At 42.1% G+C, this 13,280-nt stretch carries 6 protein-coding genes; 5 read left to right on the plus strand and 1 reads right to left on the minus strand.

Annotation, left to right across the window (positions count from 1 at the left end; translation table 11 throughout):
• Positions 1 to 2,271, minus strand: a 2,271-nt coding sequence (locus B3Z75_RS04640) for a ligand-binding sensor domain-containing protein (protein ID WP_294068212.1), incomplete at its 3' end; no start/stop codon positions are given.
• Between the two features lie 718 nt (positions 2,272 to 2,989).
• Between B3Z75_RS04640 and B3Z75_RS04645 the strand changes: the two genes are divergently transcribed.
• Genes B3Z75_RS04645 through B3Z75_RS04665 form a run of 5 tightly spaced genes read left to right on the plus strand, consistent with a single transcriptional unit; the run spans position 2,990 to position 13,264 of the window.
• Positions 2,990 to 4,504 carry a sulfatase family protein gene (locus B3Z75_RS04645; RefSeq protein ID WP_294068213.1) on the plus strand — a complete coding sequence of 505 codons (1,515 nt, stop codon included), beginning with the start codon at positions 2,990 to 2,992 and terminating at the stop codon, positions 4,502 to 4,504.
• A gap of 23 nt (positions 4,505 to 4,527) precedes the next feature.
• Positions 4,528 to 6,096 (plus strand): arylsulfatase, encoded by a 1,569-nt coding sequence (locus B3Z75_RS04650; RefSeq protein WP_294068214.1) that lies wholly within the window; start codon positions 4,528 to 4,530, stop codon positions 6,094 to 6,096.
• Positions 6,097 to 6,100: 4 nt separating this feature from the next.
• Positions 6,101 to 7,738 (plus strand): sulfatase-like hydrolase/transferase, encoded by a 1,638-nt coding sequence (locus B3Z75_RS04655; RefSeq protein ID WP_294068215.1) that lies wholly within the window; start codon positions 6,101 to 6,103, stop codon positions 7,736 to 7,738.
• A gap of 4 nt (positions 7,739 to 7,742) precedes the next feature.
• The gene (locus B3Z75_RS04660) at positions 7,743 to 11,579 is read left to right on the plus strand and encodes a glycosyl hydrolase family 28 protein (protein ID WP_294068216.1); all 3,837 of its coding nucleotides are present in this window, start codon (positions 7,743 to 7,745) and stop codon (positions 11,577 to 11,579) included.
• Positions 11,576 to 13,264, plus strand: a complete 1,689-nt coding sequence (locus B3Z75_RS04665; RefSeq protein ID WP_294068217.1) for a glycoside hydrolase family 88 protein — start codon at positions 11,576 to 11,578, stop codon at positions 13,262 to 13,264. Before B3Z75_RS04660 ends, B3Z75_RS04665 begins: the two co-directional genes overlap by 4 nt.
• Positions 13,265 to 13,280 lie beyond the last annotated feature (16 nt).

Below are 13,280 nucleotides of genomic sequence, written 5' to 3' on the forward strand. Positions count from 1 at the left end.
GACTTTTCTTAGTTCCCCTATCTGGTTAACCAGTAATGAAATGCGGTTGCTGTTTCGGCTCATAGTCGAAAGCATATATTTTTTCTCATCGTCGGGCATTGTATCTGAATTTTCAGATAAGCTCTGAAGTGAAGATTGCAATAACGTCAAAGGTGTTTTAATGCTATGTGCCAGATCAGTGTAAATTTTCTGTCTGTTTTCATCCAGTTCAATTTTGGCTTTTAAGCGCATACGCAATCTCAAGAACTTGACTATGAATAAAATGATAGCCCCGAGCATGTAGATATAGAATAGATACGAATACCAGGTCCGCCAGAAGGGTGGATTCACCCTGATTCTTAGTGTGTGGATGTTATTCTGCCAGATTCCGTTACCGTTTGTACTTTTAATTTTAAGTGTATAATTTCCCGCATGAAGGTTGGCATATGAAATATACCTCTCTTCCGGGCCTACATAAATCCAATCAGGATCTACACCTTGCAGCATATAGGCGTATCTGATATTTTCTCGGTTTGTGTATACCAATGCTGAAAAAGCAAAATAGATCTGGTTATTATTATGTTTTAGTGTAATCTCGGGGGTGTAATTTATATCATTGTGATTAAGAAAATTATCCGACATCAATAATCTGTTGTTAACTCTGAAATCAGTAAAAAGAACATTGTAGTGTGTAGTATCAGAGGCAATCTCTTCCGGATTAAATATGGTTAACCCGTTGATACCCGATAAATAAATAAACCCATCGCTGTCTATGTCGCTGCCGAAGACGAAACCTTCCCGGGCGAAATTTCCGCCGTTCAGAACGATAAATTGCTCTGTCCTTTCAGAAATATTATATCTGCAGATTCCCGTCAATGTAGAAATCCAAAGGTTCCCGATGTTATCGCTTATTAATCCGGTAATATGATTTTGATTATTTAAAAGGTCGAGAGGAATATTGATAAATTCGTCCGTTTCGTGACTGTATTTGTATAATCCGTTGTTGCTTCCAGCCCATATATTGTTATAATTGTCGCAATAGACACTGTTGGCTGATTTTATTTCCCGGGTCAATTTATCTCGGATAAAATACTGTTTTGTAGTAAATGTGTCGGTCCCCGGCTGTCTGTTTATCTGTAAAATGCCATGACTGGATGTGCCTGCCCATACCGTACCCCTGTAATCACCGGTAATTGAAAGACAAATCATTTTTGTACTGTCTATGAGGCTGATTCGGGTTATTTTTTTTGTAATATGATCGCAGTGAAAAATTCCCCCATTCTCAAATCCCACCCACATATCATCTTCTTTGTCGGCATATAATGCCCTTACAAATGAACATCGCTTAAAAGCTCTTTCCATTTCTGGAGTGGTATAATAAATATTTTTTTTCGGATCAAATATTTTTAATAATCCTTTGGTTCCCAGCCATATCATTTTGTCACTGTCAATTTCAATTTGCTCGATTTTATTGTCAAGCACCCGGTTAATGTGGGGGCGATTATCAAAAAAACGTTCCACTCTGTATTCTTTTTTTGCATCGCCAGCGAAGGTTATTTTGTTTAATCCATGAGAAGTAGCTATCCAGGCAGTGTTTCTTTGTTCAATTCGGATGTCGCAGACATTAGTGTGACTTAAAGTATTCGGGTTGTTAATGTCATTTCTGAAGGTAAAGAACTTTTTTTCTCCGTAAGGAATCATAAACAGTCCGTCTCTGCTGCCTATCCAAATATTCTTGATCTCATCAAGAAAGAAAACATTGGTCGTGTTGCTTAAATCGTCATAACGCTGATTGATCGAAAAGGTTTTTTTTTCTTTGACGTCACCTCTCTCATTTCTAATCAGGACAACGTTTTCTTTTCCCCTGCTGCAAAATATGGATAAGCTGTCCGTAAAAAGCAATGCGCTAATCTCAATTTCGCTTTGCATAACGGTTGTAACATTCCCTTCACCATCTATATGGCCTTGGATAAGATTTTCCCGATCCCAGATCCAAATATTATCCCATTGATCGATTTTCACACGGGAATTGTTTTTAAAAGAGAAGAGTGTATCCGGCACGAATTGTTTATTTGACTTAACGGCTTCCTCCATTTCTTTTAGTGTTGGAAGTCGCAGGAGATGTTTGTTGGCCGAAAGATAACATCTTCCGTATGAATCCAATGTCAAAGAGGTATATTCTACAAGTTTATGCTCCGGCTCATAGGTGAAAACAGGAAATGTTGTGTTGAGGTTGATGTCGTAAGCAATGATTCCGTGCGACGTGTTCAGGTAGCATCTTTCGGATTCCATCCGTAAAGAATTAATTCGAATAGTTGCAAGTTCGTCAATCTGCGCTAACTCATGAGTTTGAATATTATAAATAAACAGTCCGTTGTTGCTGCATATCCATAGTTGATCCGGATTCCGGAAATAAAGCTGTTGGATGAAATTATTATTGGAGAACAGTTGATTATTGATGTTGGTATTGATTCTTTGGTAAGAGGTGCCGTTGAAACGTACGAGTTCTTTCCGGGTTGTGATCCAGATAAATCCATCTATATCTTTTGTGATTGCAGTGATATTTTTGCTTTCTAAGTTAAGCCAGGTAGTGTGTTTGTTGTAATTGATTACTTCTGAGCCTTTTCCTGCCTGAAAGAAAAGAACAAATAACGCAATAAGTGATATAAGTCTATAAGAAGGAACTTTTCTACGACATTGCTTTAACTTATATTTGAGTATTAGATACAACATTCATTTCAAAATATGTGCCTTACAAATATAGTTTTTTTAAACAAAATATCAATATTTTTTTGTCAATTTTTCTTTAATGTGAGTTGCAGGAATAAATAAGAAAGGAGTTATTATGAATAAAAATTCAACATAAATTCACGATTTATACCCCATTGTAAGAGATGTTTCATTATTTGTCCACCCTATTTGCATTATTTAGAGAATATGCATTGGTATAAATTTATCTATTTTTGGAAATAGAATTATATATAATAGTGCAAACTAAAAAATGTAATCCATGATAAGAACAGCCATAAGATATACAACTGCCATTATCCCTTTTATCCCTCTTACGTCGTGTAATGGAAAAGAGGAGACGAAGCCCAATATACTTTTTGTGATTGCCGATGATCAATCTTTCCCACATGCATCGGCCTACGGGAACGGGATGGTTTCCACACCTGGTTTCGATTTTGTTGCAAGCAGGGGAGCACTCTTTACCAATGCTTACGTCACCTCTCCCGGCAGTAGCCCATCACGGGCAAGTATACTGACCGGATTATATCCCTGGCAGTTGGAGAGTGCAGGAACACATGCAAGTTCTTTCCCTGTAGGTTATGTCTGTTTCCCGGATATTTTACAAAAAAACGGATATCAAATAGGTTATACAGGTAAAGGATGGGGTCCGGGAGATTGGAAAGTGTCGGGGAGGCCGCATAATCCGGCAGGTCATGAATATAACGATGAGAAACTGATCCCTCCTTATGGTGGAATTTCAAAAATTGATTATGCAGCTAACTTCAAGAAGTTTCTTGGTAAACGAAAAAAGAAGCAACCATTTTATTTCTGGTTTGGTGCCCATGAGCCGCATCGGCCTTATGAGAAAGAGTCATGGAAAGAAGCTGGATATTCCCTTGATAACGCCAAATCCGTTGGATTCCTACCCGATAACGACTCAATTAAAAGCGATTTGCTTGATTATGCTGTGGAAATTGAATGGTTTGACAATCAGTTACTGCAATGTATTGAGGAACTGAAACGTATTGGTGAATTTAAGAATACGATTATCATCGTTACCGCAGACAATGGTATGGCTTTTCCCCGTGCAAAGGCAAATTGTTATGATGCAGGCATTCACGTGCCGCTCGCAATTTGTTGGCTAGACAAATTTAAACAATCCCAAGTCATCGAAGCGCTGGTTAGCGCCGTTGATTTTGCCCCCACCATCATTGAAGCGGCAAATTTGAAATCGGATATACCATATAGCGGGAAAAGTTTAATACCCCTTTTAACTTCCGGCATAAACAATTCAGAGAACGTCATTTTTGCAGGAAGGGAACGCCACACTCACGCACGGTACAATAATACAGGATATCCGGTAAGGTGCATAAGATGGAAGAATTATTTATTGATCCGAAACTTTCACCCGGAAAGATGGCCGGCAGGAGATCCGCAGGAATTGTCCTTAAATAATGAGATTCGGAAACAGGACAATGGATATTTTGATATTGATTCATCGCCATCAAAAGAGTTTCTTATTGATCATCAGAATGAAAAAGAGATTGCTCCCTTTTTTCGGGCAGCTGTAGATAAGCGATCTGAGTATGAGTTGTTTGATCTGAAAAACGATCCAGACTGTATGATAAATCTGGTAGAAAACAGCTCTTATACTGATGTTGTTATGGAAATGAAAGCCAGATTAACGAAAAAACTCATATCGACCCGGGATTCACGTCTTGGGGAAAACCCAGAGATTTGGGAAACCTACCCCCGTCTGGAAGGCCGGATGAGGAACTTCCCTGAAACAGATTAAAAAAAGTTCATAAAAATATAAAAATGATAAACATACATAGTTTTAAGACACTGACTGTCTCCGCATGCATGGTTTCATCCTTATGTCAGGCCTCGGATAAAGACAAAAGGGACAAACATCCGTTTCCGAATATTTTATTAATTTGTGCAGATGATCTGGGGTGGTCAGACATCGGTTCGTATGGTAGTGAAATAGAGACGCCCAATTTAGATGCCCTTGCCAAGAGCGGTGTAAGATTTACCCAATACTATAACACATCGAAAAGTTTTCCATCTCGGGCAGCCCTTTTAACCGGTCTATATGCGCAACAGAATGGATATGATAAGAAATTCAGGCAACCGCTTCAAAATAGTATGACACTGGGTGAATATCTTAAAAGCAGTGGCTATATCACGTTGTGGTCGGGTAAACACCACGGGATGGAAAACCCGCGAACACGTGGATTTGACCATTATTATGGATTGAAGGATGGTGCGTGCAATTATTTTAATCCCGGGAACCAAAGGTTCGGAGAGGGAATACCCGCTCAAAAAAAGCATAATCGTATTTGGTGTATCGAAGATAAAGAGTATGCTCCTTATACTCCCATGGAGCCCGATTTTTATACGACCGATTATTTCACGAAATATGCCCTCAGTTGGTTAGACGAGTATCGGGACGATGAACGTCCGTTCTTTCTTTACATGGCATATACGGCTCCCCACGATCCACTTATGGCATGGCCTGAAGACATTGCAAAATACAAAGGAAAATATGCGGGAGGGTATGAGGCAATTCGGAAAGCTAGGTTCGAAAAACAAAAAGAATTGGGAATTACTGATGATCGCTATCAGCTGTCGTCACCGACATACTCCGATTGGAATTCGCTCACGCCCCAACAACGAGCTGAGGAAGAACGTAAGATGGAGGTTTACGCAGCCATGATTGACCGTATGGATCAAAACATCGGCAAGTTATTTGATAAATTAAAAGAGCAGGGAAAATTCGACAACACGCTGATTATTTTTCTTTCGGATAACGGCGCTTCGGGTGAAGTGGTGGAACTTCCCGGTAGTTACGGCGAGATAGGGAGCCTGACCAGTTGGACATCGCTGGGTGAAAATTGGGCAAATGTATGCAATACCCCACTGAGGTATTTTAAAAATTATAGTTATGAGGGCGGTATCGCCACCCCTCTGATTATTTCCTGGAAGAACGGGTTGGAGCAGCCTGACCGAAACTCAGATTTCACAGGTCATTTCATTGATATCATGGCCACCTTTGTCGATTTAACAAAAACGCCCTATCCTTCCGAGTTCAACGGCAGAAAAATATTACCGTATGAGGGAGAGTCCTTGATGCCGGTTATCTACCATCAAAAATCGAAACGGGAGAGACCAATCTTCTGGGAGTGGCAGCATGGACAAGCAGCCAGAGACGGGAGATGGAAGCTGGTAAAGCACGGATTGGAAAATTCCTGGTCACTGTTCAATATGCGAATAGACCCTTCCGAAACAAAAGACATGGCATCAAAACATCCTGAAATAGTGCAAAGCATGGACAAAATGTTCAAAGAATGGAAACAAAGGGTGTCATTAACTGATAAGGAATAAGCGCATGAACTACAGGAGTAGCATTCTATTGGCGTTGGGAAGTCCCATCGTGCTTTCATCAGCCACCGCTTTAGAACCAGAAAGGTCAAAAGCTGACGAAAAGAGATACAATATCTTGTGCCTCGTGGCCGAAGACATCAGCCCCTACCTTGGGTGTTACGGCGATATGTATGCCAATACGCCCAACCTGGATAAACTTGCCATGGAAAGTATCCGTTACACCCGCATGTTCACAACGATTGGAGTGAGCGCTCCCTCCCGGGCATCACTCATTACCGGCTTATTCCCAACGTCGTTTGGCGCAAACTACATGCGTACTTCGAACACAAAGCCTCTTACGGAAGGCTTGGTGCCACCTTATGAAGCAGTGCCGGAAAGGGGAGTGAAATGCTATACTGAGTATCTACGTGCTGCCGGTTATTTCTGTACGAATAATGCAAAAATGGATTATCAATTTACCGTACCATTAACGGCATGGGATGAAAACGGAAAAACAGCGCATTGGAAGCATCGTCCCGATGGTGTACCGTTTTTTGCCATTTTTAATATGGAGGTTTCTCATGAGTCTCAAGTTTGGAAACGGGCAAATGAACCGCTAGTGATTCATCCTGACAGTATTATCCCACCTCCTTACCATCCTGATGATGAAACTACCCGTCGCGATTGGGCCGTTGCATACAGTAATATTCACGAGATGGACAAACAGGTGCAACAATTTATTGATGAAGTGGACGAAGCAGGGTTATTGGATGAAACGATCATCATTTGGTATTCCGATAATGGTGGCCCGATGCCTCGACAGAAAAGGGAGTTGTATGAGAGCGGAACATTGGTGCCGTTTATGGTTCGTTTTCCTGATGGAAAATTGGCAGGTATGGTGGACAATGACCTGCATATGTTTGTTGATATTCCTGCCACTATTTTGTCATTGGCCAATATATTGCCTCCAGATTATATGCATGGTATCCCTTTCTTGGGGAAATTTAAAGGAGAAAGCAGAAATTACGTCTATGGAGCGCGTGACAGACTTGATGAAATAGTTGAACGACAAACTTGCGTGCGTGATGGAAGATTCAGGTATGTGCGCAATTATCTCCCCGAAAAATCGGGATATATGGAAATTCTTTCTCGCCTGAATATGCCCATGATGCAAAATATGGTACGTCTTTTTAAACAAGGTAAATTAAATAAAGAAACAAGTCGTTGGTTTGAAAAACCCCGAAAGATTGAAGAATTGTATGATGTTAACAATGATCCGCACGAAATGAAAAATTTGATTGATAACCCGGCGTATTCAAAAGAAGTTGAAAGATTGAGAGGCGAGATGGAAGCGTGGAATAAGTGTTATAACCCATACTTGGGATTAACAGAAGCCGAACTTCGTGAAAAGCTTTGGCCTGGAGGAGAACAACCCATTGTTGAACCACCTGTTTGTGTGAAAACCGGAACAAATAAAATTCAGGTAAAGAGTAATACCCCCGGGTCATCCATTGCCTATCAAATTAACGGACGGGGATATACTGAGGAGCATTGGTTTCTTTACACCCGACCTATCCAATTAAATGAAGGTGATAGGCTGAATATGAGGGCGTTCCGGATTGGATACAAACCGAGTAGGTTGATAACCTATCAAAATGAATAACGTGATGCAAACGACACGATCAATGTACCTGCTTTTGTTCATGATGCTTTGCTCCTCATCGTCCCTGTTCTCTCAGGTTGAATGGAATAAAGTGGAAGAGATTGAAAAGAATATTGTTCCACCAATTTTTCCCGATGTGAACTACATCATTACCGATTTTGGCGCAAAAAATGAAGAAGGGTTTGATTGTCGCCCTGCAATAAATGCAGCCATCGTTAAATGTAGCGAAAAAGGAGGGGGTAAAGTGATCGTGCCATCCGGCAAATATTACGTGGGTGGTTCCATATTCATGAAAAGCAACGTGAACCTTCATTTTGAAGAAGGATGCGAAATTATTTTCAGTAGCCGTAGTGAAGATTATCTTCCCTTGGTGCTGACACGCTGGGAAGGGACTGAACTATACAACTATTCACCGCTTATTTATGCCTATAATGCCATCAATATTGCTATTACCGGTAAGGGAAAGCTGGATGGAAACGGTGCAGCGGAGATAGCCAACTGGAAACCCAGACAGAGTAAAGCACAAAAAATGCTCCGCGAAATGGGCCGAACCGGAGTCCCGGTGCATCAGCGTCTGTTTGGTGAAGGATATTATCTTCGCCCGGCGTTCATTGAACTGTTCAGTTGTAACAACATCCTGATAGAAGATATCTCTCTTACCAACTCACCATTTTGGCTTATACATCCTGTGTATTGCAATAATATCACAGTCAGGAGGGTCTTTGTTAACAGTCAGACCCTCAATAGCGACGGGTGCGACCCGGAATCGTCCAGCAACATACTTATTGAAGATTGCCACTTTATTTCTGAAGACGATGGCGTGGCCATTAAGGCGGGAAGAGACAATGATGCCTGGCGCGTGGGACGTCCCACCGAAAACGTCATTATCCGCAGCTCCATTTTCGAATCGGCTACGAACGGAATCTGCATTGGCAGTGAAATGTCGGGTGGTGTTCGGAACATATTTGTGGAAAATGTGACCGTACCAAAAGCGGAAAACGCTATCTATTTTAAATCGAATCTGGACAGGGGAGGATTTATTGAAAATGTCCGGGTACGCAATATAACGGTCGATTCCGTATCGGCGGCTATCAAATTTGATCCTGATTATAAATCGGAAAGCAAGGAAAATTATCCTACCCTTTTCAATAACTTTCTGTTTGAAAATATATCATGCAATTATGCCAAAGAGTTTGGCGTTGATATTTCGGGTTTTGAGAAAAAAGCTATTCAGCATGTAACCATTCAGGATATGATGGTAAAAGAAGCGGGACAGCCTGTGCGGATCCGCAATGCAGAGAAGGTTGAATTAAAAAACGTCATTATAAACGGTCAACGGATAGAATCCGGAAAACCAAATAAAACAGTTTCGCTGAATGGCGTCTGGGATATCTCCATGGGTGATGAGATGCCTCGCGAATACAATTCCAAAGTGCAGGTGCCTGGGATTATCACCATGGCAAAACCTTTGCTGCAAGATGATCTGGATGGTATTGACAGTAGGGAAATTCCGTATGATTATGTTTGGTACCGTACTCATTTTGTGTTGAATGAACCGGATTATCCCGGGGCGGTGCTTCATGTCAGGGCAAAATACAATGCGGCGGTGTGGTTAAATGGGATTGAAATTGGATATGATCATCATTCTACTTATTCACATGCAGAATTTGACATCTCTCGTGCATTAAAGACAAAAGGCGAGAATGAACTTGTTATTCGTGTCGGAAGTTGGAACATCTCCTCTTCGCCTTCGAAGGAAAACTCGTCGGAATGGTGGAGAAATACCCGTGCACCGGGCATTTGGGATGATGTTTGGATTGATTTGGAACAATCTGTTGCTGTCAGTCATGTGAAAATATTGCCCGATACCGAAAAAGGAATCATTGTTTGTGACGTAGAAGTAAAAAGTAAGGCAGATTCAGCATCATACTTAACAATCACTGCATCGGTGTTTGACAGATATGACAAACTAACCGGCAGAGAAACAGCCATAAAAATAAATCAAAACAGCATGGAAACCACTTCAATCGAAATTCCGGCAACCATGCTGACTTTCTGGTCACCGGGAAAGGAAGGGAATCCCAAATGTTACCGGTTGAATGTAAAAGTAACCGACAACAACGGAAAGATATTGGCCGAAAAAGATGAAATGTTTGGCTACCGAAGTATTAAGACGAGCGGAAAAGATGTGCTTCTAAACGGGCAAAAAATAATTTTCAGAGCGGAAAATATCGCCTTTGTGCGAGCTCTGACGCGCTGGGCAGATTTTATGTTTGATGAGAATCAGATACGAAAGTTCCTTAGAGCCGCTGTTCAGGATTACAACTTTAATTATTTACGCATCCACCTCGGTCACGGATATAGCAAGTGGTATGAAATAGCAGATCAGGAAGGAATCATGCTTCAGGATGAATGGCGCTATATGCATGACGATGAACCTGTGGGTGAGGATTTGGAAGAGGCTGAGACTGAATTTAAACGCTGGGTCCGACAAAATGTGAATCATCCTTCAATTGTTGCCTGGGATCAGGAAAACGAGGGAAATGTCCGTCTCGAAAAATTGAAACAGGAGCTCAGAGAGTATGATCCCACACGTTTATGGGGTGAAGACGATTTTATTGCGAAACATATTTATCAATATTCTGAAAACATTGTTACTGACCCGCAATATCCTGTTCCCGACACGAAGCCGATGACTCTTCTGGAATCATGCAGGCTATGGACAAACGAGTACGGGCTGCTTGAGCCGAGAGAAAATTTCAAGACAAGCCGCACAGCCAGCGGGTGGGGAGTATTTTATTACGACAAAGAGCTTATCGGGCAACTACTGGCCGATCTGCATGCTGACTTGGGAACTTTTTTCCGTTCGTCCCGTATCCAGGCTTGGGCACCTTTCGCTCTGCTGAGTGGATGGGTCAACGGACAGAGTTTTTTCCTTGGCGATATTGAAGAGGGACTGGAGCCGCAACCCAACCTTTTGGTACTAAAAAAAATAAATGAACCTGTCGGCTTATCTATCGACATGCTTCAGGTGCGCGAATGGTATAAGGACAAAAAGATATACAGACCCGGTGTTTCCAATGTTCAAATGGTTAGTATCTGGAATGATTTTCCCGAAGCCCAGGCCGGGAGACTATCGGTAACGATTAAAAAGCCATCGGGTGAGATCCTGGGCAATGTTTCCTACAGCGTTTCCGTGGATGGCTATCAGTCAGTAAAACAAAGAGTGACCCTGAGGATTCCGGAAGAAAAAGGAATTTATTTCCTCGAACCGACTCTTTTACTGGATAACGGCAAAACTATCGAAGGCGTAACCCGCCGGATTATGGTTGCACCAAAATTGACGAATGACCTGGAAGGGATGATGGGATTTGGAGGAAATCGCATCCGAAAAGAAGGAGACCAGTCGGTCATCCATCATTTTCTGGGAGTTGACCTGCCGGATAATTTGGAAAAGAAAATTATCTCAATTGTAGGAAACGGGTTGTTGGATAAGTTAACTTTCGATGTAAAAGCGCAGGCCTATAACATCCAGTCAACGATTTATGAGAGTCCGACACGCTCAAAAATTTTCCATACCACAATGGACGGGGCAGGTAACATTGTGGCACTGCAGAAATCGGAAGCGCTGAATTATTCCGAGTTGCCTGAAAGAGTAAAAAAGGTGATTGTTCAGGCGCTTGGTATTGTCCCAATCGACGAGTCGAGAATTACAAAAACAGCAAATGAAAGCGAGATTATTTATGAAATAAGTCTGTTCAACAGTGAGACACGTCACCGGTTGACTTTTTCGAAACAGGGCGAACTGATTTACAAGGAGACGAATAAGAAAAAGATATGAATCCAATCGCTATTTTTCCTCAGCAGCGGCTGAGTATAAGAGGATATAAGTGGGAGAGAATAAGATCGCTATCGCATCTTCTCTTCCCGGCAGCCTTCCTTGTCATATTATCAGGCTGCCACAGCGATACAGTCACGCCGATTGAATATGTCAGGGTTGTTGCGGATCGTATCATATCAGATGCTTCCTTCGAACTGGAACCAACACAGCAAAAACCTTTGGCATTTCCCTGCATTGTGGATGCAACACCTTTTGCCACGGTACCGGGAACAGGGACTGTGCGTGCATCCGGGGCGATCGATGCACAGGAGGGCGGGATGTACCGGTTCGGCTTTACAGCCGATACAGCGTGTACTGTATATATCAACGGTGAAAAAGTTTTTCAGGTCGAAGAAAAAGGTGTTGCCTTTCCCGACGAAGTTGCCTATGGCATCTATGAATTTTCACATTACAAGACAATTGAATTAAAGGCCCAGAAAAATCATTTTTTGGTGGCCGGAAATGGGAAGGTTTCATTTGGAGCACTGAATACAGCAGGGTTCGCTGACGACGGAATTGTATATAACTTAGAAAGTTATCGCGACCTTCATGGTAAAGTACATGAGCCTCCCCGCTATACACAAATGAAGATACGGATTCCGGGACATGCGGCATTTCAGAAACATGCCTACACAGAGTGGCATTATGCGAACGGCACAACAATGTTCGGTATCCTTTCCCTTGGCCGTCAGGCGGGAGATCTTAAGTACGAAGAGTTTGTCAAACATTATTGTCTCTTTACGCTTGAGACCGAACCGCTCTTTCGCCGACAATATGAACAGCAGAATTCTCTGCGTACACAAAACTATCGTATGTTCCGCTGTTCTATGCTGGACGACTCAAGTGCTCCTGCTCTTCCTTTTATTGAACTTTTTCTTCATGGATTTTTACCAGAAGGAATGATGCCATTATTGACCCGTATGGAAAATTTTGTCATGAATGTACAGCCACGACTGCCGGATGGAACCTTTGTAAGACCGGAACCCAAATGGACAATTTGGGCAGATGACCTTTTTATGAGTTCTCTGTTTTTGTTACGTTATGGCAGATTAAGTGGAAAAGAGAAGTACAATGACGAGGTAATCAGGCAAATAATTAATTATGACCGATACCTGTATGACAAGGAGATGAAACTCTATCATCATGGGTGGAACATCACACGCGATGAACCTCTTGGGCAGTTTTGGGGCCGTGCCAACGGGTGGCTGGTATGGGCCGTGTCTGAAGCATTATTACATTTGCCCGAGTCACACCCACAATACGGAACCATTCTTGACATTCATCGGAAACAGCTGAAAAACCTGGCAGAATATCAGGATGTGAATGGTATGTGGCATCAGGTATTGAATATGCCGGAATCGTATGAAGAGACATCGTCTACTGCCATCTTTACCCTGTCCATGGCCCGTGCCGTGAGGATGGGATGGATTGACCGGTCATATAGGAAGAATGCGCTACGGGGGTGGAACGCTATAGAAAGGATGATTGACATTAAGACGGGTATCGTATCAGGTATCTGCGAAAGTATGCCGATAGGCCCTGACCTGAATTTTTATCTTGATCGTGATACCAAACCCAATGATCCCCGGGGAGTGGGAGCCGTAATCACGGCCGGAGTAGAGATCGCCCGTTTAATGAATGAATAACATACATGTAAAAGAA

It is taken from the genome of Proteiniphilum sp. UBA1028 (genome assembly GCF_002316955.1).
Taxonomy (GTDB): Bacteria; Bacteroidota; Bacteroidia; order Bacteroidales; family Dysgonomonadaceae; genus Proteiniphilum.